Source organism: Novosphingobium sp., assembly GCF_019748365.1.
Taxonomy (GTDB): domain Bacteria; phylum Pseudomonadota; class Alphaproteobacteria; order Sphingomonadales; family Sphingomonadaceae; genus Novosphingobium.
The window spans coordinates 19,412-41,755 of record NZ_JAIEPN010000180.1 but is presented as its reverse complement, the minus strand read 5'-3'; the positions used below and the strand labels follow the sequence as shown (position 1 = coordinate 41,755).

23 protein-coding genes are annotated in these 22,344 nt (G+C 65.9%); 8 read left to right on the top strand and 15 right to left on the bottom strand.

Features of this window, described 5'->3' with window-relative positions; genetic code table 11:
* The coding region (gene arsH / locus K5Q19_RS19680) for an arsenical resistance protein ArsH (RefSeq protein WP_292948665.1) at nucleotides 1-604 on the top strand (604 nt) is incomplete at its 5' end.
* Here the strand turns inward: arsH and K5Q19_RS19675 are convergent.
* From K5Q19_RS19675 to K5Q19_RS19660, 4 genes are read right to left on the bottom strand one after another with little or no spacing between them, the layout of a single operon-like run.
* Nucleotides 588-1,469, bottom strand: coding sequence for a LysR substrate-binding domain-containing protein (locus tag K5Q19_RS19675; protein WP_292948664.1), 882 nt, complete (start codon nucleotides 1,467-1,469; stop codon nucleotides 588-590). The genes arsH and K5Q19_RS19675 overlap by 17 nt on opposite strands.
* Before the next feature lie 12 nt (nucleotides 1,470-1,481).
* On the bottom strand, nucleotides 1,482-2,420 hold the full coding sequence (locus tag K5Q19_RS19670) for a hemolysin family protein (RefSeq protein WP_292948663.1): 939 nt from the start codon (nucleotides 2,418-2,420) through the stop codon (nucleotides 1,482-1,484).
* Between the two features lie 20 nt (nucleotides 2,421-2,440).
* Entirely contained in the window at nucleotides 2,441-2,941 is a 501-nt protein-coding gene (gene ybeY / locus K5Q19_RS19665) for an rRNA maturation RNase YbeY (protein ID WP_292948662.1), read from the bottom strand.
* Between the two features lie 49 nt (nucleotides 2,942-2,990).
* Nucleotides 2,991-4,067, bottom strand: a complete 1,077-nt coding sequence (locus K5Q19_RS19660) for a PhoH family protein (protein ID WP_292948661.1) — start codon at nucleotides 4,065-4,067, stop codon at nucleotides 2,991-2,993.
* Nucleotides 4,068-4,300: 233 nt separating this feature from the next.
* Here K5Q19_RS19660 and K5Q19_RS19655 point away from each other — a divergent pair, with 233 nt between their 5' ends.
* On the top strand, nucleotides 4,301-4,570 hold the full coding sequence (locus K5Q19_RS19655) for a hypothetical protein (protein WP_292948660.1): 270 nt from the start codon (nucleotides 4,301-4,303) through the stop codon (nucleotides 4,568-4,570).
* Nucleotides 4,571-4,591: 21 nt separating this feature from the next.
* Here the strand turns inward: K5Q19_RS19655 and miaB are convergent, their stop codons facing one another.
* Together miaB and K5Q19_RS19645 are read right to left on the bottom strand one after the other, a co-directional pair.
* A complete protein-coding gene (miaB, locus tag K5Q19_RS19650; RefSeq protein ID WP_292948659.1) occupies nucleotides 4,592-5,935 on the bottom strand; it encodes a tRNA (N6-isopentenyl adenosine(37)-C2)-methylthiotransferase MiaB in 1,344 nt (447 codons plus the stop codon).
* Between the two features lie 49 nt (nucleotides 5,936-5,984).
* Nucleotides 5,985-6,563 (bottom strand): TetR/AcrR family transcriptional regulator, encoded by a 579-nt coding sequence (locus K5Q19_RS19645; protein WP_292948658.1) that lies wholly within the window; start codon nucleotides 6,561-6,563, stop codon nucleotides 5,985-5,987.
* Nucleotides 6,564-6,615: 52 nt separating this feature from the next.
* Between K5Q19_RS19645 and K5Q19_RS19640 the strand changes: the two genes are divergently transcribed.
* Together K5Q19_RS19640 and K5Q19_RS19635 are read left to right on the top strand one after the other, a co-directional pair.
* Nucleotides 6,616-7,764, top strand: a complete 1,149-nt coding sequence (locus K5Q19_RS19640; RefSeq protein ID WP_292948657.1) for an L-dopachrome tautomerase-related protein — start codon at nucleotides 6,616-6,618, stop codon at nucleotides 7,762-7,764.
* A 154-nt stretch (nucleotides 7,765-7,918) separates the two neighbouring features.
* The gene (locus K5Q19_RS19635; RefSeq protein ID WP_292948656.1) at nucleotides 7,919-9,358 is read left to right on the top strand and encodes a vWA domain-containing protein; all 1,440 of its coding nucleotides are present in this window, start codon (nucleotides 7,919-7,921) and stop codon (nucleotides 9,356-9,358) included.
* A gap of 8 nt (nucleotides 9,359-9,366) precedes the next feature.
* Here K5Q19_RS19635 and K5Q19_RS19630 read toward each other — a convergent pair whose 3' ends face one another.
* The 9 genes from K5Q19_RS19630 to K5Q19_RS19590 form a co-directional block, all read right to left on the bottom strand.
* Complete coding sequence (locus tag K5Q19_RS19630) at nucleotides 9,367-10,056, bottom strand: rRNA adenine N-6-methyltransferase family protein (RefSeq protein WP_292948655.1); 690 nt, start codon at nucleotides 10,054-10,056, stop codon at nucleotides 9,367-9,369.
* The gene (locus K5Q19_RS19625; protein WP_292948654.1) at nucleotides 10,053-10,925 is read right to left on the bottom strand and encodes a lysophospholipid acyltransferase family protein; all 873 of its coding nucleotides are present in this window, start codon (nucleotides 10,923-10,925) and stop codon (nucleotides 10,053-10,055) included. Before K5Q19_RS19625 ends, K5Q19_RS19630 begins: the two co-directional genes overlap by 4 nt.
* On the bottom strand, nucleotides 10,897-11,319 hold the full coding sequence (locus tag K5Q19_RS19620) for a Fur family transcriptional regulator (RefSeq protein WP_054122249.1): 423 nt from the start codon (nucleotides 11,317-11,319) through the stop codon (nucleotides 10,897-10,899). The genes K5Q19_RS19625 and K5Q19_RS19620 overlap by 29 nt, the downstream gene beginning before the upstream one ends.
* A 211-nt stretch (nucleotides 11,320-11,530) precedes the next feature.
* Nucleotides 11,531-11,974: a MucR family transcriptional regulator gene (locus K5Q19_RS19615; protein WP_292948653.1), complete on the bottom strand. Its 444-nt coding sequence runs from the start codon at nucleotides 11,972-11,974 to the stop codon at nucleotides 11,531-11,533.
* Between the two features lie 182 nt (nucleotides 11,975-12,156).
* On the bottom strand, nucleotides 12,157-12,639 hold the full coding sequence (locus K5Q19_RS19610) for a GNAT family N-acetyltransferase (protein WP_292948652.1): 483 nt from the start codon (nucleotides 12,637-12,639) through the stop codon (nucleotides 12,157-12,159).
* A gap of 27 nt (nucleotides 12,640-12,666) precedes the next feature.
* On the bottom strand, nucleotides 12,667-13,284 hold the full coding sequence (gene tsaB, locus K5Q19_RS19605) for a tRNA (adenosine(37)-N6)-threonylcarbamoyltransferase complex dimerization subunit type 1 TsaB (protein ID WP_292948651.1): 618 nt from the start codon (nucleotides 13,282-13,284) through the stop codon (nucleotides 12,667-12,669).
* Nucleotides 13,285-13,298: 14 nt separating this feature from the next.
* Nucleotides 13,299-13,889 carry a malonic semialdehyde reductase gene (locus K5Q19_RS19600; RefSeq protein WP_292948650.1) on the bottom strand — a complete coding sequence of 197 codons (591 nt, stop codon included), beginning with the start codon at nucleotides 13,887-13,889 and terminating at the stop codon, nucleotides 13,299-13,301.
* Nucleotides 13,890-13,915: 26 nt separating this feature from the next.
* Complete coding sequence (locus K5Q19_RS19595; RefSeq protein ID WP_292948649.1) at nucleotides 13,916-14,497, bottom strand: NifU family protein; 582 nt, start codon at nucleotides 14,495-14,497, stop codon at nucleotides 13,916-13,918.
* A 55-nt stretch (nucleotides 14,498-14,552) separates the two neighbouring features.
* Complete coding sequence (locus K5Q19_RS19590; protein WP_292948648.1) at nucleotides 14,553-14,888, bottom strand: hypothetical protein; 336 nt, start codon at nucleotides 14,886-14,888, stop codon at nucleotides 14,553-14,555.
* A 107-nt stretch (nucleotides 14,889-14,995) separates the two neighbouring features.
* Between K5Q19_RS19590 and K5Q19_RS19585 the strand changes: the two genes are divergently transcribed.
* The 4 genes from K5Q19_RS19585 to K5Q19_RS19570 all read left to right on the top strand — a co-directional run bounded on the left by K5Q19_RS19585 (nucleotide 14,996) and on the right by K5Q19_RS19570 (nucleotide 22,288).
* Nucleotides 14,996-15,598 carry an FKBP-type peptidyl-prolyl cis-trans isomerase gene (locus K5Q19_RS19585; RefSeq protein WP_292948647.1) on the top strand — a complete coding sequence of 201 codons (603 nt, stop codon included), beginning with the start codon at nucleotides 14,996-14,998 and terminating at the stop codon, nucleotides 15,596-15,598.
* Between the two features lie 70 nt (nucleotides 15,599-15,668).
* Nucleotides 15,669-18,605, top strand: a complete 2,937-nt coding sequence (locus K5Q19_RS19580; RefSeq protein ID WP_292948646.1) for a M16 family metallopeptidase — start codon at nucleotides 15,669-15,671, stop codon at nucleotides 18,603-18,605.
* A gap of 136 nt (nucleotides 18,606-18,741) precedes the next feature.
* Nucleotides 18,742-20,841, top strand: a complete 2,100-nt coding sequence (locus tag K5Q19_RS19575; protein ID WP_292948645.1) for a prolyl oligopeptidase family serine peptidase — start codon at nucleotides 18,742-18,744, stop codon at nucleotides 20,839-20,841.
* 73 nt (nucleotides 20,842-20,914) lie between these two features.
* Nucleotides 20,915-22,288 (top strand): class II 3-deoxy-7-phosphoheptulonate synthase, encoded by a 1,374-nt coding sequence (locus K5Q19_RS19570; RefSeq protein WP_292948644.1) that lies wholly within the window; start codon nucleotides 20,915-20,917, stop codon nucleotides 22,286-22,288.
* The last annotated feature ends 56 nt before the right edge of the window (nucleotides 22,289-22,344 follow it).

The following is a 22,344-nucleotide window of genomic DNA, read 5'->3' as shown; positions in this document are numbered from 1 at the left end:
CATCCTGCTGCTCTATGGCAGCCTGCGCGAGCGCTCGTTCTCGCGCCATGCTGTGGAAGAAGCCGCGCGGCTACTGCAGTTCTTCGGCTGCGAGACGCGGATCTTTGATCCTTCCGATCTGCCGCTGCCCGATCAGGTGGCGGGCGATGATCATCCGGCGGTGCATGAGCTGCGCGAGCATGCGCTGTGGTCGGAAGGCCAGGTCTGGTGCAGCCCGGAGCGGCATGGCCAGATCACCGGGATCATGAAAACCCAGATCGATCACCTTCCGCTCGCCTATCAGGGCCTCAGGCCAACGCAAGGGCGCACGCTGGCGGTCATGCAAGTCAGCGCCGGATCGCAATCCTTCAACAGCGTCAACACCTTGCGTATCCTCGGGCGCTGGATGCGCATGTTCGTCATCCCCAACCAATCGAGCGTCGCCAAGGCTTATATGGAGTTCGACGCCGAGGGGCGGATGAAGCCCTCGAGCTACTACGATCGCATCGTCGATGTGATGGAAGAGCTCGTCCGCTTCACCGTCCTGCTGCGCCCGCATGCGGAGCAGCTGGTGGACCGGTACTCGGAGCGCGTTGAAGCCGGGCGCCCTACAAGCCCGCCTTGATCATCCAGTCGTGGAACAGCCGCACCGGGCGCGATTGCAGGGCGCGGGGGCGGCAGACGAACCAGTAGGAATAGGGGCTGTCGACCTCGATGTCGTAAAGCCGGGCCACGCGCGGATCGTGGCTGCGCTTGTAGTGGTCATCGTGCATGATCGCGATGCCGAGGCCCTGCGCGGCGGCCTCGAGGATCAGCTGGCCCGAATCGAAGTGGTCGATCGCCGCGGGCTGCAGCGCTTCCAGATGCAGCGTGCGCTTCCACGCCTCGAAGCTCATCGGCAGATCGTTGTGCACGAGGAACGTCTGCTTGTTGAGCTTGGCAAGATCGGGGCGAGGGCCAACCTCCGCCACGATCTCGGGCGTCGCGATGGCATAGACGCGGTTGTGATCGAGCCGCACCGAATGGAGCGAGCCATCCGGCCCTTCGGAGAGGATGATCGCGGCATCGATCGTGTCGCCCAGCTTGGTCTCGGCGGCGGCTGAACTGTCGATATCGATGTGGAGCTGCGGGTGCAGCTTGCGCAGTTCGCCAAGCCGCGGGAACAGGCGCTGGCTGCCGAACAGCGGCAACACGCCAAGCCTGAGGCGCAGGACCTGCCCGGTATCGATCAGGCGGTCGATCCGGTCGGCCATTTCATCGATCAGCGGCGCGACGGCATCGTAGAGCTGCTGGCCCTCCTCGGTCAGCTTCAAAAGCTGGTGCTTGCGCTCGAACACCGGCTTGCCGATGAACTCTTCCAGCGCGCCAAGCCGGCGCGAGAGCGCCGAGGGGCTGAGTGCAAGCTCCGCCGCTGCGGTCTTGGCCGAGCCCGCGCGCACAACGCGGATGAACGCTTCGAGCGAGCGCAAAGGGGGCAGTCGGCGGATCATAGGGCTCTAAACTCAGTCGTCCTCAGGCGTCGCGGATACAGGCGCGTGGAGCCGCAGCCGGGTAAGCCTGCGCTCGTCCCCTGCCGTCACCTCGATCCGCCACCCGCTGTCATGTTCCAGCACGCGGCCAACGGGCGGGACTTCCCCCGCCAGCACGACCGCGAGCCCACCCAGAGTATCCACGTCCTCGTCCACCAGCGCAAGCCGGGGATCGATACGTTCGCCCACATCATCAAGCTCGGCGCGCGCGTCCGCTTCCCAGGTCAGTTCGTCGATCTGCCGCATGAGCTCCTGCGGCGCATCGTCGTGCTCGTCCTCGATCTCTCCGACGATTTCCTCGACGAGGTCCTCAATGGTGATGATCCCGTCGGTGCCGGAATACTCGTCGATCACAATGGCAAGGTGCGTGCGGCTGGAGCGCATGTCGGCCAGCACATCGAGCGCGCCGCGCGCCTGCGGCACGAACAACGGCTGGCGCATCAGGCCGGTCCAGTCCTTGGGCGCGGCCTTGCCGGAGAGCGCCATGCCCGCGACGATCGGGAACAGGTCCTTCACGTGGAGCATGCCGACCACTTCGTCGAGCGAATCGCCATAGACCGGCAGGCGGCTGTGGCCATGCTCGGCAAAGGCGCTCACGACTTCATCGAACGTCGCGGCAGCGGGGATAGCCACGATCTCGCCGCGCGGGATGGCAACATCGTCCGCGTCGTTCTCGCTGAAATGGAGCAGGTTCTTGAGCATCTGGCGCTCAAGGGGCAAGAGATCGCCGTCCGCGCCGTTCCTGCCGCCGCTCTCGCCTTCGTGCTCCTCGATCGCTTCCTCGATCTGTGCACGCAAGGATTGGTCGTGTTCCGGTCCCCGGAAAAATGCCTTGAGCGCGCGCCACAGCGCGCCGCTACTGTCCCCGTCGCCCGAACGGCTCTCGCCGCCGGACCCATTGCCCTCAGGCACGGCCCATCACTCCTTTTACGCTAATGCGTCGCATATGGGTCGGCGAGGCCCATATGCGCAAGCGCCTTTGTTTCCAAAGCCTCCATTTCCGCAGCGTCATCCTCGCCCGTCTCGTGGTCGTAGCCGGCGAGATGGAGCAGGCCGTGGACGATGAGGTGCGCAGCATGAGCCTCGACCGCGATGCCCTTGTCCGCGGCCTCGCGCGTGCAGACGCCGTGGGCGAGGATCAGATCGCCGAGCATGCCCGGCGCTCCCGGTGCGGCGGCGGCGGCGAGCACTTCCTCGCGGCTGAGCATGGGGAAGGACAGCACGTTGGTCGGCTTGTCCTTGGCGCGCCACTGCCTGTTGAGCGCGTGGACTTCCTCGTCGTCCGCCATGACGAGGCTGACGAGCAGGTGTTCGTGCGCCAGTTCGGGCGCGACGACGCCCGCCGCCTCCGCCGCGCGCGCGGCAAGCTCTTCCCAGTCGGTCGAGCCGGGCCAGACGGGGTCGATATCGAGTTCGAGGGTGGGAGCGGTCATCTGATTGCTCCCTTCCTTTTCACAAGAGGGGGATAAGCGGTTGCAGCGCTCACCCGTCCTTGCCCTCATAAGCCTCGACAATCCGGCCGACGATCGGATGGCGCACCACATCGGCCACGCCGAACCTCACCATGCCGATGCCCTCCACGCCTGAAAGCCGGTTCACCGCGTCGTTCAGCCCGCTCGCCGCCGTGCCACCGGGCAAGTCGGTCTGCTTGGGATCGCCGCAGATCACCATGCGGCTGTTCTGGCCGAAGCGGGTGAGGAACATCTTCATCTGCATCGGCGTGGTGTTCTGCGCCTCGTCGAGGATGACGAAAGCGTCCGCCAGCGTCCGCCCGCGCATGAAAGCGATTGGCGCGATCTCGATCTCGCCCGAGGCCAGCCTGCGCTCGACCTGCTCGGGCGGCATGCAATCGTAGAGCGCGTCGTAAAGCGGACGGAGATAGGGATCGACCTTCTCCTTCATGTCGCCGGGGAGGAAGCCGAGCCGCTCGCCCGCCTCCACCGCCGGGCGCGAGAGGATCAGGCGCTGCACGCTGCCGCTGATCAGCTGCGCCACAGCCTGCGCCACCGCGAGATAGGTCTTGCCGGTGCCCGCCGGTCCGAGCGCGAAGATCACATCGTCGCGCACCAGCGCGCGCATGTATTCGATCTGGGTGGCCGAGCGCGGGACGATCGTCTTCTTGCGCGTGCGGATCATGATCGGCGGTGCGCCATCGGGGGCGCCGGTGATGATGCCCTCCAGCGTCGGCTCGTTCGACATCATGATCAGCGACTCGACGGCCCCTGCATCGACTTCATGACCTGCCAGCAGGCGCTGGTGCATGCCCTTCAGCACATCGCGGGCACGGGCAACGGAATCGGCCGGCCCTTCGATCACGGCCTTGTTGCCGCGCGCGGAGATATAGACCCCCATGCGGTTCTCGATCTGCACGAGGTTCTGATCGAACTGGCCAAACAGCGCGCCGAGTACCGTCTGCTCCTCGAACGCGATTTCGATCCTGGCGCGTCGCTGGTTGTCGCTGCTGCGGGCGCTATCGCCGCGAGGCGGATCGTTGCGGAAGGCACCCGGCCAATCGCTGCGGGTTGCCTCTTCATGCGAACGGGAGAACTTGCGGGCCATGCGCTCCTTTCACGTTGGATGGCCCCAGCTTAGGCACCGATGCGACAGGCGCAAGACCGCCCGGCCGGAAATCGCATCATTTGCACTGCCTTGTGGCGGGCGGGGCCGATCTTGCGACAAACTGCGACCAAAATGTCGCGCGCCTTAAGCTGCTGTTCCCGGGTGGTTCAGTCTGGGCAAGGCATTCTTCATCTGTGGTCGCAGGCAAGCGATCCCGTCTGAAGGAGAATCCGATGCGCAAGTTTCTGCTGGCCGCCGCGTTCCTCGCGCTGACCCCCGCTGTTGCCCCCGCGATTGCCCAGGCCCACGCCGGCCCGGCTGCGGCGAATGCCCGTGTTCACGCTATTCACCGTGAAGTCGTGCAGGATCGCCGCGAAGTGCGTGAAGAGCGGCGCGATCTGCACCGCGCGCGCCATGAGCTGCGGCATGACCGGCGCCAGTTGCACCGCGCCCGTGTCGCCCGTGCCCGCGCATGGCATCGCCACCACCACAATCACGGCTGAACGCAAAGGCCGCGTCGCTGCTCAGGCGGCGGCGCGCGCCACCAGCTGGCCGCCGATCGAATTGGGCCCCGCCTCGACAAGTTCCACTTCGACCAGATCGCCGAGCGCTGCATCCCCGGTGAAATACACCGATTGCAGCCAGGGCGATTTGCCCAGCCATTGCCCGGCGTGGCGGCCCTTGCGCTCGACCAGCACTTCGCAGCGCTTGCCCACGCTCGCCTTGTTGAAGGCAAGGCTGTCACGCTGGAGCGCGGCTTGCAGACGCTGCAAGCGCTCGTCCATCACCTCAGGCGCGATCTGGCCTTCCATCGTCGCGGCGGGTGTGCCGGGGCGGGCGGAGAATTTGAAGCTGAACGCCTGCGCATAGCGGGCCTCGGCGATGATCTGCAGCGTTTCCTCGAACTCGGCTTCGGTCTCGCCGGGGAAGCCGACGATGAAATCGCCCGAAAGCGCGATGTCCGGCCGCGCCGCGCGCACGCGCTCCAGAATGCGCAAGTAGCTTTCCGCGGTGTGGCTGCGGTTCATCGCTTTCAGCACGCGGTCGCTGCCCGATTGTACTGGCAGGTGCAGGAACGGCATGAGCTTAGGGTTGAGCCCGTGCGCCTCGATCAGCGCATCATCCATGTCCGCCGGATGGCTGGTGGTATAGCGGATGCGCGCCAGTTCCTCGATCTTCCCGAGCTCCTCCGCAAGCCCTGCGAGCCCGACCAGGCGGCCCTTGTCATCCTCACCCGCCCAGGCATTCACGTTCTGGCCCAGCAGCGTGATCTCGCGCGCACCGCCTTCGACGAGCAGGCGCGCTTCGCTGACAAGATCGGCGTAGGGGCGCGAAAGCTCGGCGCCGCGCGTATAAGGCACCACGCAATAGGTGCAGAACTTGTCGCAGCCTTCCTGAATGGTCAGGAAGGCGCTCGCTCCCACCTTGCGGCGCTTTGGTAGCGCGGCGAACTTGGCCTCGGCGGGCATGTCCGTCTCGGTCGCGCGGCCACCGGCAGCGGCTTCGGCCACCATCGCCGGCAGGCGGTGATAAGCCTGCGGGCCAACGACCACGCGCACCGAAGGCGCCCGCGTCATGATCTCCTCACCCTCGGCCTGCGCCACGCAGCCGGCCACTGCGATCAGCGGCACCGCGCCCGCCTCGCGCCCGTCCTTCACGATGCGGCCAATATCGGAATAGACCTTCTCGGTCGCCTTCTCGCGAATATGGCAGGTGTTGAGCACGACGAGATCCGCCGCCGCGCCGTCGTCTGCCGCGCGCATGCCTTCGGCGGTTAGCAGCTCGGCCATGCGCTCGCCGTCATAGACGTTCATCTGGCAGCCGAAGCTCTTTACTTGGAATGTGCGAGGGGGCGGGGTGGCAGACATGGCAGCGGCGCTTACGCGATTATGCCGCGCGATAGAAGGGGGCGCGGGGTCAGCCAAGCACTGCACGCACCAGCCGCTCAATCCTCACCGTCAGCAAGTCGGAGTCGCCCGCACGGTTTGCGATGCCGTTGGCAGCGGAGAACAGGAGTTGCGCCGTCTCGGCTGACGCTGCGGGCGTTTGCCCTTCGCGCTCCAGCGCTGCGGTGAGGCCACCGATGATCGCCTCATCCAGAGCAGCGAAGCGGCGGGCGACATGCGCGGCTTTGGCCTGAAACAGCTCGCTGGCGAAGGTCGAGCGCTGCACGCGTGCCTGCACGATAAGGTGCTTGGCCGTCAGCGCCATGGCGAGCGGCGCGGGGAAGGGGGCGTCTGCGGCGAGCGCGGCCTCCACCGCCGCTTCCATCGCATCGGCGATCCGTTCGGCCACGGCAGCAAACACCGCCTCCTTGTCGCGGAAATAGCCATAGAGCGTCACCTTCGACATGCCCGCCGCTTCGGCGATCCCCTCGATCGACGTCGCGCGGAAACCTTGCTGCACGAACAGTGCCTCGGCAGCATCAAGCAGACGCTCGCGCCGCGCCGCGCGGACGGGGCTGAGCTCGGCTTGCGCATCTGAACGAATAGGCATAGAAACGTTCATATCGTAAGAATCACATCGCTGCAAACAGGATTGCTGCCCCATGGTCCGGATTCTCCTGCGCCTCGCTGCCGTGATCGGCGTTCTGCTCGCCGCGTTCGTGGTGTGGTTCCATGCGAACTACGGCGGCACCGGGCAGCCGTTCCCGCGCATCGGCGATCCCAAGCCGCGCCTGCGGGCCGAAGTGATCGCCACCCTGCCAGAACCGCCCGGCAACATCGCCGTTTCCGCGAGCGGGCGTGTGTTTTTCACTTACCACGCCGAGGGACGCCCTGCGATCAAGGTGCTCGAACTGGTGAACGGAAAGCCGGTCCCCTATCCCAACATGGAAATGCAGCAGGGCGACCGCAGCAAGCCCTCCTACGGGGCCGTGTTCAATATCCGCATCGACAGCCGGAACCGCCTGTGGAGCATCGATCACGGCGAACACGGAGTCTTCGGCGCGCGGCTTGTTGCGGTCGACCTCGATACCAACACGCCGATCAAGCAGATCTGGCTGCCGCGTTCGGTCGCGGGGGTCGGTTCCTATGTGCAGGACATGCAGATCGATGCTGCGGGCCGGATGATCTACATCGCCGATATCGGCGTGTTCAGCGGCCATCCGGGGCTGATCGTGGTCGATAGCGAGACCGGCAAGGCCCGCCGCCTGCTCGATAGCCATCCAGCGATCATGCCCGGGCCCTTTGCCGTGCGTGCGCAGGGACGGCTGATGCAGCCGCTCGGCAACAGCCTGTTCTGGTTCCACCCGGGCTTCGATCCCATCGCGCTCGATCGGCAGGGCACCTGGCTCTACATCGGCCCGATGTCGGGCAAGATGCTCTCGCGTGTGCGGGTGGCGGACCTCACCAACGAGAGCCTCTCGCCCGCCGAACTCGCCGCCCGCGTCGAGCCTTATGCCGAGCGCCCGCAGGCCGATGGCCTCACCATCGACAACGAGGGCAACATCTACCTCACCGGTATCGAGGACGGGATCGTGTGGAAGCTCGGGCCCGACCGCAAGCTTACCGCGCTGGCGGGGCACCCGAAGATGCGCTGGCCCGATGGGCTGAGCTTTGGTCCGGGCAACATGATCTATGTGGCAGACAGCGACATCCCCGATGTGATGATGCAATCGAAGGCCCACATGCGCGAAAGGGCGCCGTACTACCTGTTCCGCTTTCCTGCCGATGGGACAGCGCCTGCCGGACAGTGAGCTGGACATGGTACTGCGATAAAAGCATTTTTGTGGCTCAGAGAGCAATTGCAGCAACCGGAGTGGACGCGAAAGTAGGAGCGCTCGCGGAATCTGGCTTGTAATCCAAATCAAATAAGTAGAGATTTAACGGACCCCATAGGGAGGTCTGCCCATGCCTCGTCGCGTTGTTGTTCGCAGCGTTTCAACGGTCATTCTCGGGGGCAGCCTGCTGGCGCTTGCCGCCTGCAGCGAGAAGGCGCCGGAGTCTGCCTCCGCCCCACAAAACAAGTATGCCATAGCAGCCGAAGAGCCCGCCGCCGATGTTGCAGCGGCGCCACCGCCTCCGGCCTTCATCCCCCCAGCGCGCTCGGTCACGAAGAAGACCGAATGGAATGTTGGCGGTGTCGTTTCGGGCAAGACCGAGACGACGATGCTCGAACCAGTCGCGCCGCCGCCGGTGATCATCGAACCACCCGCCATGCCGAGCAATCCGGTGCCCCCGCAATCGGGCCTGCTGACCGCTGGCGATATCGATGATCTGCTCAATCCTGGGCAATATGCCGCCTATGCCGGACGTTTCCTGCAGGCGAGCGGGCAATCGCTGCCGTTCTACGATACGCGCAGCCGGGTGGTGATCCGCGTGGTCGATGCGCGCGGGCGGCCGGTGCCCTTTGCGCAGACCGATGTCGGCCGCCCCGGCGCGCCGCTGCACCTCGTCACAGCGGCGGATGGGACGGCCTCGTTCTACCCGCGGGCGGATCGCATCCCGCAGAAAACCACCGTGGCCGTCTCCGGGACCGCCGGTTCGGTGCGGAAGTCTGTCGCGCTTTCCGCAAGCCGCCTGATCGAGATCACGCTTCCCGGCGTGGCCGCCGCGCCGCGCGCCATGGACCTGGCGCTGGTGATCGACACGACCGGCAGCATGGGCGACGAAATGGAGTATATCCAGGCCGAACTCGATACGATCGTTGCGCGGCTGAAGCGCAATGCGGGTCAGCTCGACTTGCGCATCGGCGTCGTGCTCTACCGCGATGAGGGCGATGACTACGTCGTCCAGTCGGCACCGCTCACCGCGAACATCGGTTCGATCCGCACGCTGCTGGCCCGTCAGGATGCCAACGGCGGTGGCGATACGCCCGAGGCTATGGATCGCGCCGTTGCCGAGGCCGGGCGCCTGCAATGGCGCTCCGATGCCGCCAAGGCTGTGCTGCTGGTCACCGACGCACCGCCGCACGAGGACGCGATCGGCGCCACGCTCGATGCCACGCAGCGGCTGCGCAGCCGGGGCGTCCAGATCGTGCCCGTCGCCGCAAGCGGGGTGGAAGACAGCGCGCAATATGTCCTGCGTTCGATGGCGGCGCTGACCCAGGGGCGATACATCTTCCTCACCGACGACAGCGGCGTAGGCAACAGCCATGCCGAACCCGACGTGGCCTGCTACCTCGTCACCCGGCTTGATACGCTGGTCGCGCGGGTGCTTGCCGGCATTGCCACGGGGCGGCGGGTCGAACCGCGGCAGGGCGATGTCATCCGCACCGTTGGCGCCTATGACCGCGGCCGCTGCAGCATCGCCCAGCAGCGCAGGCAGGACCCGCAGCGCGAGCAGGGCTGATCGCTACGTCAGGAGCGGGTGATGCGGTAGACCGAAGCAGGCGGTACGTTGCGCCAGACGCGCGCGCTGCGCTGGGCGGAAAGACCGAGGCGCGCCCTGATGTCCTTGTGGACCGGGCATTTGGGGCCGTAGGTGAACTGGTAAAGCGCAGCATCCGAAGCGCTGACCGCAAAGGTCGCGGCAATGATGCGCTCCACCGCATCGTCCGGGAAATTGAGCAGCGGCAATCCGCTGACAATGGCAGCCGGGCAGCGGCCTTCGAGCAGGTCGGGCGTCACGCTTTCTGCCCTGCAGCACAGGACGAGGGCTTGCGGGAAGGCGATCCGCAGCCGTGCGGCGAGCTTCGGATCGAGTTCGACGAGGATCAGGTTGCGCTCCGCCACGCCCCGTGTGAGCAGTGCGCGGGTGAACACGCCGGTGCCGGGGCCGAGCTCCAGCACGGGACCGGCTGCGGGATCGATTTCCGCGGTGATCGCGGCAGCTAGCGCAGGGCCACTGACGAAGCCGCCAAAGCGGCGCGGATTGGCTACGAAGCGGCCAAAACCGAGCAGGGCCTCGGGCGGGCCCTTGCGCAGCGGAACCGGTTTGCCGCGAAGGTCAAGCTTCTTGAGCCCGATCTTGCGCCGCATCGCGCTGGCCAGCCTGTCCACCACTTGGCGGGGACGGCTCGCCATACCCGGCTTCAGCTTCAGCTTCACGCGGCGTTCTTCGCCGCCTCGTAGCGCACCGGCGCAACATCGAATGCGAAGGGCCGCAGCGGTTCGCCAAGCGCGGCTTCGAGCGCAGGTTCAATGCGGCGGCGCGCTTCGGCGGCGATGGCCTTGCGCCCGGCAAGGCCCTGCGGATCGAAGGGCTCGAGGAAATGCACCTCGAGCCGGAATGATCCCCGGCGCGACATGATGCGCTTGCCGTTGGACACGCCGTCTTCCGTGCCGATCCAGCCGATCCATTCGGCGACGCGGCCATAATCGAGCACCACCGGCTGCACCATCACCCCCGGCGGCGGCGGCTCCAGCACGCGAAGCATCGAGGTCTTGAACGGGAGCAGCGACTTGCCATCGGTGCAGGTGCCTTCGGGGAACACGGTGATAGACCAGTTGTCGGCCAGCGCTTCCTTGAGGCGGTTGATCTGATCGGCCACACCCATGCGGTCCTCGCGGCTCACGAACACGGTGCGGTTGATCCGCGCCAGCCAGCCGACAATCGGCGCCTGCGACAGTTCGGCCTTGGCAACAAATGCAGTGCCGCTGGCGCCGCCGAGGGCAAGGATATCAACCCACGAAAGGTGGTTCGAAATATAGAACACGTCGCGCTTCAGCGGCACGCCGTGGACGCGCACGCGCGCGCCAATGATGCGGGCCGCGAAGAACAGGAACAACTTCGGAAACGGCGAGCCATAATGCACGATGCGGTAGAGATAGTGCAGCGGCACGCAGATCAGCATCAGCAGCACGAGCGCGACGCCGCGCAGGCAAATCCGCATCCAGCCCATCCAGGTGACGGGTTCGCCGCGCTCCGGCCCTACCTTGCGGCGGGCCTTACGCCTCGCGATCAGACTTGACACCATAGAGCTCCATGCGGTGGTCGACGAGGCGGTAGCCGAGCCGTTCGGCGATCTGGCGCTGCAGCGCCTCAAGCTCGGGATCGACGAATTCGATGACCTTCCCGGTCTCGACGTCGATCAGATGGTCGTGGTGCGCCTCGGGCGTCGCCTCATAACGGGCGCGGCCATCGCCGAAATCGTGGCGATCGAGGATCCCGGCTTCTTCGAACAGGCGAACCGTGCGGTAGACCGTGGCGATGGAAATGCGCGGATCACGCGCGGAAGCACGCTCGTGCAGCTTCTCTACGTCCGGGTGGTCATCGCTCTCCGACAGCACCTGCGCGATCACGCGGCGTTGCTCGGTGATCCTGAGACCCCGTTCCGCGCAGAGCGCTTCGATGTCGATTGCCTGGTGCAAGCTTGCGGCCCATCCGGTTAGGTTGCGCGCAGCATAGTTTGCTGCGCCAATTCTTCAACCGGGCGCTGTCGATTTGCGGGCAGTATCAAGCCCGGATCGGGGAAAACCGAAAGCGGCGAGGCCCCGCGCAACTGACTGGGTGCCTCGCCGGTTCTCGGGCCGGTTTCATGTTCGGCTCCGGGGCCGGTTTTGGGCCCCGGTTCCGGGCTGTTCAGCCAGCAACCTTGGCGCCGCGGCTGCGCTTGGGAGCAGGCTTGCGGCCGAGGCCGATCTTCTTGGCCAGTTCGCGGCGCTTTTCGGCATAGGCCGGGGCGACCATCGGATAGTCGGCCGGCAGATTCCAGCGGGCGCGGTACTGTTCCGGAGTCATGTTGTAGCGCGTCATCAGATGGCGCTTGAGCATCTTGAGCTTCTTGCCGTCTTCAAGGCAGACAATGTGATCGTTCTTGACCGAAGCGCGGATCGAAACCGCAGGTTCAGGAGCCGGTTCTGCTGCCGGTTGCGCGGGATTGAGGCCAGCCAGCGCCGCATAGACATTGCCGATCAGTAGCGGCAGGTCGTTGACCGCGACGCTGTTGTTGCTCACGTGAGCGGCGACGATGTCTGATGTGAGCGTGATCAGCGTTTCCCGCATATCGTTTTCGATTTCACTCATTGTACCCATACCTTTTGCGGTTGTTATCTTCTTTTTGCCCAGTCAAGGCTCGGTGAGTCTAGAGTAGACTGGTCCGCATATACGCCTGCACAACAGAGTTACAACCATTGCGGAGCAAATGCGACCATTTTCTTTCCAAATTTTCCGAAAGCACAGGCGTGTACAGGTAAATATGCCTAATTCTAGGCAATATGCAGTTCCTGACTGAGCGCATCGAGGCGTTCTCCGCTTGCAGTGCGGTAGTATCCGGGGCGCACGCCGACAGTCCGGAAGCCAAAACCTGTGTATAACTTGCCAGCCGGATTGTTCCGTCGCATTTCGAGAAAGAGCCGCCGGATACCCCGCAGTCGCGCCCGGACGATCACTTCGGTCAGAAGTGCAGCACCCAGACCTTTGCCGCGATACTTTGGCAGTACGGCGAACAGCAGCAGCTCTTCTTCGTCGAAAATCGACCGCGTCAGTGCAAAGCCGGCGACGGGTTCTGCAAGGTCCGGATCAAACGATCCGTCGGCACCGATCAGGCAGTAACCTGTCCCGGCGAGCAGCAGCGAGTCTGAAACCTGCCGTCGGTTCCACGCCTCGCCATACTCGGGGGCAAAGGCGCCGATCATGACCTCCATGATCCGGTCGATGTCGTCGCTGCAGTCGGATGGATTCTGGCTCATGACACAGCTGCCCTTATGCAGCCGCCATCACGCGGTCGGAAGCCGCGCATCGGGTGCACGGCCATAGCGGGGCGTGGGATCGGGGTGCAGGGCCGTGCGGCCGAGCAGCGCAAAGGCGCGCGCATCGGGCCAGAGCGGATAGGCGGCAGGCGCGCCGCCGCGCCGCGCGCAAAGCGCGTCAGCCTGGCTGCCGACCACGATCGCCGCCTGCGAGCGTTCTGCCGCTGCTTCCGGCAGCAATGAGGCCGCTTGCGCGAGCGGGGTTCCGTCTGCCGCAAAGGGCTGGAAAAACCACTCGCCATGCCCGCCGCTCATCACCGCGTCGATCGCTTCGCCACCATGTACGGCGCGCGCCATGGCGCCGACGAGGGCGAGGCAGGCATAGCCTTCTATCGGTACCTGCCACGCCAGCGCCAGCGCGCGCGCGGCGGCAAGGCCCACGCGAATGCCGGTGAAGCTGCCCGGGCCGGTATTCACGGCAACGCAGTCGGCGCGGCCTTTTCCGGGCAGAGCGGCGATCATCGGCACGAGTTGTTCGGCATGGCCGCGTCCCAGCATGGCGTGGGAACCGGCGATCATCTCGTCGTCATCAAACAAGGCCACCGAACAGGCTTCGGTCGCGCTGTCGATCACCAGCCGGCGCAAGGCGCGTCCCGCCTTCAGGCCAGCGTGTTGAAACGCGCGAAATCGGGCCGGGGGCTGCGCGGGAAGATCGTGGCCGGATCGCCATAGCCCAGCGTCGAGATGAAGTTCGATTTCACGCGCGTACCGGCGAAAAACGCCTCGTCCACCGCCGCATTGCTGAAGCCCGACATCGGCCCGGTATCGAGCCCGACCATCCGCGCGGCGATGATGAAATAGGCGCCCTGCAGCGTCGAGTTACGCATGGCCGAGACCTCGCGCAGCGCTTCGTTGCCTTCGAACCAGCTTTTCGCATCGGCATGGGGGAACAGCCAAGGCAGCTGCTCGTGGAAATCGATGTCCATCCCGATGATCACGCTGACAGGGGCCTTGCGGATCTTGTCGGGGTTTGTGCCCCCGGCGCAGACCGCCAGCTTTTCCTTGGCTTCGTCGCTTACACACCAGACCAGCCGCGCGGGCATCTGGTTGGCAGACGTCGGCCCCATCTTCATGAGGTCCCAGATCGCGTGCAGCTGTTCCTCGCTCACCGGCTTGTCGAGATAGCCGTTGTAGGTCCGGGCGGTGCGGAACACCTGATCAAGCGCGGCATCGTCAAGCGGCTGGGACATCTCGCAAAAACCTTCAGGCGATCGGATCAGGCAGCGCGGACTTCGCTGACTTCGGGCACATAGTGCTTGAGCAGCGATTCGATGCCGTGCTTGAGCGTGGCGGTGGATGAGGGGCAGCCCGAGCAGGCGCCCTGCATCTTCAGATAGACCACGCCTTCACGGAATCCGCGGTAGATGATGTCGCCGCCATCGTTCGCTACGGCTGGGCGCACGCGGGTCTCGATCAGGTCCTTGATCTGCTCGACGATCTCGGCGTCGGCCGGATCGTCGCCATAGTCCGTGTCGTCATCCGCCTCGCCGGGGACCGCGAAGTCAGCCGCGCCCGTGGTGAACAGCGGGGCCTGCGCCACGAAGTGATCGAGCAGCAGCGCCAGCACTTGCGGCTTGAGCGGTGCCCATTCCGCGCCCGGCGCGATCGTCACCGCGATGAAGTCGCGCCCGTAGAGCACGCCCGTCACATCGCCCAGCGAGAACAGCGCCTCGGCGAGCGGAGAAGCTGCCGCCGCCTCGGGCGAGGTGAATTCGCGCGTGCCGCTGGCCATGACGATCTCGCCCGGAAGAAACTTCAGCGTGGCAGGGTTCGGAGTGGTTTCGGTTTCTATGAACATACCCCAGCATGTAGGCCGCGCCAGCGAGGGGTCAAGGGGCCAATCGGCCCGTATTTCAGGCGCTGCGCGAGACGAGCGAACCACCCGGCACAAGCGTGGCCCCGGCATAGGCGGCGGCAACCGGACTGGCAGGTGCGGCCCGGCGCTCGCGATAAAGCGCTTCGAGCCGTTCCGCATCGCGCGCTTCGGCTGAGAAGTGATTGGCAGGCGCGGCCGCCTTGCCCGGCTTGTGGCTGCCATTGACGCCGAAGGGGCCGGCCGCCGGATCGGCCGGATCGATATGCCGTTTGGCGCGGTCCACGTCGCTGCAATTGCGGCAGACGAAGCCGTTGACGGTAACCGGAGAGGAATAGTCGCCACTGATCGCCATGACGCAGACCATAACGTTCATGGGCTGCCAGTCCGGTTGCGGGGGCCTAGGCGCAAATGCGTAAGGCAAGGGGCGTGGGCATCGTTCTGTGCTGGAAGGTGTAACAACGCTGGTTTATGGGGCCGCGGATGATCACCACGCTCCGCGGCTCTTGCCGAATCGCCCTTTCCCTCTCCCTCGTGGCCCTCGTCGTCACGCCTGCGCTGGCCGCCGCGCAGCCCGCGCCCGTTCCTGCGCCGGCAGCCGCCGCGGCGCCTGCGGCGGAAATTCTGCCGGTGCCGCTGAACCCGGTGGTGCCCGCCGCCCAGCGGGTGTGCAGCGCCAGGACCGCCTCGGGCCTCGGCACCCGCGTGCTCAAGGAAGCGGCCGGCGCGAAGCCCGGCGCTTCAGACTACGTCCTCGTCAATTACATCGGCTACCTCGCTGCCGATGGCACCGTGTTCGATCAGAACACCTCGCAGGCCTTTCCCGCCAGCGGCGTGATCAAGGGCTTCTCCGAGGGCCTCCAGCTGATGAGCAAGGGCAGCGTCTGGCGTTTCTGCATCCCCGCAGGGCTGGGCTATGGCGAGAAGGGGGCAGGGCCGATCCCGGCGAATTCGGACCTCGTCTTCCAGGTCGAACTCGTTGATTTCAAGACCGAATCCGAGGTCGAGGCGATGCGCGCGCAGGTGCAAAGGCAGGCAGCTCAGCAGCCGGGTGCGGCTCCGGCCGCGCAGAAGCCGAAAAACTGATCTTCGCTATGGCAAGGGATGGGGGACCAATTCACTGGTCCTTCATTTCTTGCCGCCCTATACAGCGTACATGGCTTTTCTGTCCCGGTTCGCCCTCCGTACGCCCCGCGCTCTCGCTCCCGTACTTTCCGCCGTTCTTGTCGGTCTGCTCGGGGTCTCCTCGCCAGTCCTCGCCAAGGCGCCGGCCAAACCGCCGGCCAAGGCGCCCGCTGTCCACGCGGCAGCGGCCAAGCCGGCAGTCAGTGCCGTTCCGTGGCTCTACCGCGGGAGTGACGTACCGCAGGACAAGGCGTGGATCTTCGGCGTGCTGCCCAATGGCCTGCGCTATGCCGTGCGCCACAATGGCGTGCCGCCGGGGCAGGTTTCGGTGCGTATGCTCATCGATGCCGGTTCGCTTTACGAAACCGATCCGCAGCGCGGCTATGCGCACCTGATCGAGCATCTCACGTTCCGCGATTCGAAGTACCTCAAATCGGGCGAGGCGATCCCGGCGTGGCAGCGGCTCGGCGCCACCTTCGGCAGCGATACCAATGCCGAGACGAGCCCGACCCAGACCGTCTACAAGCTCGACATTCCCGATGTTTCGCCCGCCAAGCTGGATGAGACGTTCCGCCTGCTTTCAGGCATGATCACCGCGCCGATCTTCACCGACGCGGGCGTGAAGACCGAAGTGCCGATCGTGCTTGCCGAAATGCGCGAACGCTCAGGCCCGCAGACGCGCATTCTCGATGGCACGCGTGCGGTGTTCTTCGCCGGGCAGCCACTCGGCAGCCGTTCCCCCATCGGCACCGAGGAAACGCTGAACGCGGCCACCCCCGCCAAGGTCAAGGCGTTCCACGATGCGTGGTACCGGCCGGACAACGCGGTGATCGTGGTGGCCGGCGATGCCGATCCGCAGGCGCTGATCACACGCATCAAGCAGTGGTTCGGCAGCTGGAAGGGCAGTGGCAAGCGCCCGCCACTGCCCGATTTCGGCGCACCCAAGCCCCCCGTCGGCGGTGATCCCGCCAATCCGGTGGGCGATGCCAAAGTCATGGTCGAACCCGATCTGCCGCGCGTGTTCAACTATGCCGTGCTGCGACCCTGGCGCAAGGTGCAGGATACGATCGTCTACAATCAGGGCCTGATGATCGACCGGCTCGGCCTTGCGATCATCAATCGCCGGCTTGAAGGCCGCGCGCGCGGCGGCGGCAGCTTCCTTGCCGCTTCGGTCGAGCAGCAGCGCATCAGCCGCTCCGCCGATGCGACACTGGTGACCGTGACCCCGCTGACCGACGACTGGAAGTCTGCGGTCAAGGATGTCCGCGCGGTGATCGCCGATGCGCTCGCCACGCCGCCGACCGAGGAGGAAATCGCGCGCGAGGTGGCCGAGTTCGACGTCGCCTTCAAGGTGCCGGTCGAAACGCAGGAAACGCTCGCCGGCTCGAAGCTGGCGGACGACATCACCGACGCCGTCGATATCCGCGAGACGGTGGCCAATCCCGATACGGTCTACAGCATTTTCCGCTCGTCGATCCCGCTGTTCACGCCTGCTGCCGTGCTCGATCACACCCGCGCGCTGTTCAAGGGCACGGTGATCCGCCCCGTGCTGATCACGCCGAATGCATCCGACGGCACCGAGGCGGACTTGCGCACCGCGCTGCTGGCCCCGGTCGCGCCGTCTTCGGGCAGCCGCCTTGCCGCCAGTACCTTGAGCTTCAAGGACCTGCCGGCGATCGGCGCTCCCGGCAAGCTCGCCAATGCTGAAGGCACGGGCCTCCTTGGCATCGAGCGGATCGAGCTTTCGAACGGGGTGAAGGCGCTGCTCTGGTCGAACGAGGCCGAACCGGGCCGGGTGATCGTGCGCGTCCATTTCGGTGGCGGCTATGCGGTGATCGATCCCAAGGACGCGGTCTATGCTTCGCTGGGCGAGACGGCGCTGATGGACAGCGGCTTCGGCAACATCGGGCGCGAGGACCTCGACCGGCTGGCGACGGGCCGCAAGCTCAGCCTCGATTTCGATATCGACGATACCACCTTCAAGTTCTCGGCCGATACGCGGCCCGCGGACTTGCCGGACCAGCTCTATCTCTTCGCCGCCAAGCTGGCGATGCCGCGCTGGGATGCTAATCCGGTGGTGCGCGCGCAGGCGGCGGCGCGGCTCGCCTATGAATCGACCAACGCCTCGGCCGCTTCGGTGCTGCAGCGTGATGTGGGCTGGCTGCTCAAGGATGGCGATCCGCGCTATGCCGTGCCCAACCCGGCCGAAATCGGCAAGGCGAACCCCGAAGGCTTCCGCCGCGTGTGGTCGGCGCTGCTCAAGCAAGGGCCGATCGAGGTCGATATCTTCGGCGATTTCAACCGCGACGAGACGGTCGCCGCGCTCGAGCGCACCTTCGGCGCCTTGCCGCCGCGCGATCCGTTGCCGGCGACCGGCTTTGCACCCAAGCTGCCCGAACCGGTCGGCGACCCGCTGACATTGAACCACCACGGCGATGCCAATACGGCAGCCGCGCTGGTCGCCTGGCCTACGGGCGGCGGCAGCGCGGGCGTCCACGAAGCGCGCCAGCTCGAACTCCTCTCGCAGGTGTTCAACAACCGCCTGTTCGATGCGATGCGCGAGAAGATCGGCGCGAGCTACGCGCCGCAGGTTTCATCCAGCTGGCCGCTCGATCTGCCCTCGGGCGGCTATCTCGCCGCCACCAGCCAGTTGCGACCGGGCGATCTCACCGCCTTCTTCGCCGCCAGCGACAAGATCGCCGCCGATCTCGCCAGCGCCCCGGCCACGCCCGACGAGATCGCCCGCGTGACCGAACCGATGAAACAGCTGATCACCCGCGCCAGCACCGGCAACGGCTTCTACATGTACCAGCTCGAAGGCGGCGCGCTCGATCCGGACAAGTTCACCCAGATCCGCTCGATCCTCTCGGACTACAGCGCAATCACGCCCGAACGTCTGCAGGCGCTGGCCAAGCGCTATCTGGTACCGGGCAGGGCGTGGCGACTGGAGGTCGTGCCGGGGAAGTGACGGGACGCCATCCCTGGGGCGGCCCATCGGGTGCGGACATGGAGCACTGGGACTAGCCGATCTTGCCCCAAGGCGGCCTTGAACCGCTCGGGGCCCGCCGGTAGGCTCAACCTAATGATCTTCAGGGAGCATCTTCATGCGGCGTCTCGCTCTTGTTGCGGCCTTGGCCTTGTCTGCCAACGCATATCCGGCGCAGGCGCAAGCCGTGGCTGAGACGGCCGATCCCTATATCTGGCTCGAGGACATCTACTCCCCGCGCGCTATGGCCTGGGTCGAGGCGGAGAATGCGCGCTCGCTCGCCGTGCTCAAGGCTGATCCGCAGTTCGCCGGCTTCTATGCCGATGCCCTCAAGATCGCCGAGGCGACCGACCGCATTGCGATGCCGCGCCAGATCGGCGGGCAGATCGCCAATCTCTGGCAGGATGGCACCCACGTCCACGGCCTCTGGCGCATCACGAGCCCCGCCGAGTACGAAAAGGCGGAGCCGGCCTGGCAGACATTGCTTGATCTCGATGCGCTTTCGGCGGCGGAGAAGGCCAACTGGGTCTGGGCGGGCGCGGACTGCGAGCCGACAGCGGAAAGGCGCTGCCTCGTCGCGCTCTCCGATGGCGGCGAGGATGCCAATATCCAGCGCGAGTTCGATCTTGCCACCCGCAGCTTCGTCTCCGGCGGTTTCACGCTGCCCAAATCGAAGCAGTGGGTCAGCTGGGAAACGCCGGACAGCCTCATTGCCGCGCGCGATTGGGGGGCAGGCACGATGACGGCCAGCGGCTATCCCTTCGTCGTCAAGCGCGTCAAACGCGGCGCGCCGCTCGAGGCCGCCAGCGAGGTGTTTCGCGGCAAGCCCGATGATGTCTTCGTCATCCCGCGCACTTTCACCGATGGCGCAGGCCACAGCGAAGTCGTGATCATGCGCGGGATCACCTTCTTCGAGGCCGAGTTTGTCCGCGTCACACCGCAGGGCACCACCCCCATCGCGGTGCCGCGCAAGAGCACGGTGACGGGCCTGACGCAGGGCCGCCTCATCTTTCAGGTCAACGAGGACTGGACCCCGGCGGGCGGCCAGCCGATTTCGGCGGGATCGCTCGTTGCCGTCGATCCCGCTGGCAAGGCCGCGCCGGAAGTGATCTTCGCACCGGGGCCGCGCCAGTCGGTCGATGCCGACGAAGTTGCGGTGACGCAGGGCCATGTGCTCGCGGCGGTCTATGACAACGTGCGCGGGCGGGCGATGCGCTTCACCCGCACGGCGAGCGGCTGGCAGCAGAGCGTGCTGCCGCTGCCTGACAACGCCGCGATCAGCATGGTGTCCAGCGACCGGGCCTCCAACACCGCCTATGTCTCGGTGCAGAGCTACCTTCTGCCGACAGCCTTGTGGAAGGTCGACGCCGCCGCCGGCACCGCGATCCAGATCAAGCAGACGCCGGCGCGTTTTGCTGCTGATGGGCTGGTGACCGAGCAGTTCATGGCAACCTCGAAGGACGGGACGAAGGTGCCCTACTTCATCACCCACCGCGCCGACATGCCGCTGACGGGCACCACGCCCACGCTGATGACGGCCTACGGCGGGTTCCAGATTTCCTACACCCCGGCCTACAGCGGGGTGACCGGCAAGCTGTGGCTCGAACGTGGCGGTGCCTATGTCGTTGCCAATATCCGTGGCGGCGGCGAATTCGGCCCGGCGTGGCACGAGGCGGGGCTGAAGACGAAGCGCCAGGTGATCTACGACGACTTCGCCGCAGTCGCCGAAGACCTGATGGCGCGCAAGATCACCAGCCCGCAAAAGCTCGGCATCTATGGCGGTTCGAACGGCGGGCTGCTCATGGGCGTGGAGCTGATCCAGCGGCCCGAGCTGTTCGGCGCGGTCAGCATCCAGATCCCGCTGCTCGACATGCTGCGCTATGAAAAGCTCTCTGCCGGTGCCTCATGGGTCGGCGAATATGGCACGATGGCGAACCCGGACGAGAAGGCGTTCTGGCTCAAGACCTCGCCTTATTCGAACCTCAAGCCTGGCGCGCCTTATCCCGAGACGCTGATCTGGACGACGACCAAGGACGACCGCGTCGGCCCGGTGCAGGCGCGCAAGTTTGCCGCGCGGATGAAGGAGTATGGGCTGCCCTATCTCTACTATGAAAGCACCGCCGGCGGGCACGGGGCCGGGGCCAATCTCAAGGAGAAGGCGATGACGATCGCGCTCGAGATGGTCTACTTCCAGCGCCGCCTGATGGACACGAAATAGGCGGCCGCCGCCAAACCTTTGCATTTCCGCTACGGTACCGCTAAACGCGCGCGTCCTTAGGAAAGCGAGTACCGTGGCAACGAACTGGAATGCAAGCAGCTGGCGCGCGGCAGAGGCCAAGCACCTGCCCACTTATCCCGATGCGGCAAAGCTCGCCGCGGTCGAGGAAACGCTGACCCGGTTTCCCCCGCTGGTCTTCGCCGGTGAGGCGCGCGCGCTGAAGGCTGATCTCGCCGAAGTGGCGGCCGGCAAGGGTTTCCTGCTCCAGGGCGGGGACTGCGCCGAGAGCTTCGCCGAGTTCCACCCGAACAACATCCGCGATACGTTCCGCGTGCTGCTGCAGATGGCGGTCGTGCTGACCTTCGCGGGCAAGCAGCCGGTGGTGAAAGTGGGCCGCATGGCCGGCCAGTTCGCCAAGCCGCGCTCCTCGCCGGTCGAGAAGATCGGCGATGTCGAGCTGCCGAGCTATCTGGGCGACAACATCAACGGCATCGAGTTCACCTCGGAAAGCCGCGTGCCCGATCCCGAGCGCATGCTGCGCGCCTATTCGCAGGCCGCGGCCACGCTCAATCTGCTGCGCGCCTTCTCCACCGGCGGCTATGCCAATCTGCGGCAGGTCCACCAGTGGACGCTGGATCATATCGGCAAGAGCCCGTGGGCGGCCAAGTTCAGCGAAACGGCGGACAAGATCGGCGAAGCGCTCGATTTCATGGAGGCCTGCGGGGTCAACCCCAGCACCGTGCCGCAGCTCCAGGGCACCACGTTCTACACCAGCCACGAAGCGCTGCTGCTCCAGTATGAGCAGGCGATGACGCGGCAGGATTCGCTCACCGGCCAGTGGTACGACACCAGCGCGCACATGCTGTGGATCGGCGATCGCACCCGCTTCGAAGGCTCGGCGCATGTCGAGTTCCTGCGCGGCGTGGGCAATCCCATCGGCATGAAGTGCGGGCCGAGCCTGACGCCGGACGCGCTGCTGCGCATGCTCGATACACTGAACCCGGCGCGCGAGCCGGGCCGGATGACGCTGATCAGCCGGTTCGGCGATGACAAGGTAGAGGCTGGCCTGCCGCCGCTGGTGCGCGCTGTGGCGCGCGAAGGCCATCCGGTGGTGTGGTCCTGCGATCCGATGCACGGCAACGTGATCAAGGCGAACAGCGGCTACAAGACCCGTCCGTTCGACCGTATCCTGAACGAGGTGAAGGGCTTCTTCGCCGTCCACCGCGCCGAGGGGAGCCATGCGGGCGGCATCCACATCGAAATGACCGGGCAGGATGTGACCGAATGCGTCGGCGGCGCTGTTGCCATCACGCATGAAGCGCTGGCGGACCGCTATCACACGCACTGCGACCCGCGGCTCAATGCAGCGCAGTCGATCGAGCTGGCCTTCCTGCTGGCCGAGGCGATCAACCTCGAGCGCGCTGAACGCAAGGCCGAAGCGGCCTGAGCCGCCCCCCCCCCTCGAGCTTGCTCGGGGGGGGCTACTGGGCTGAAGGACGCCTC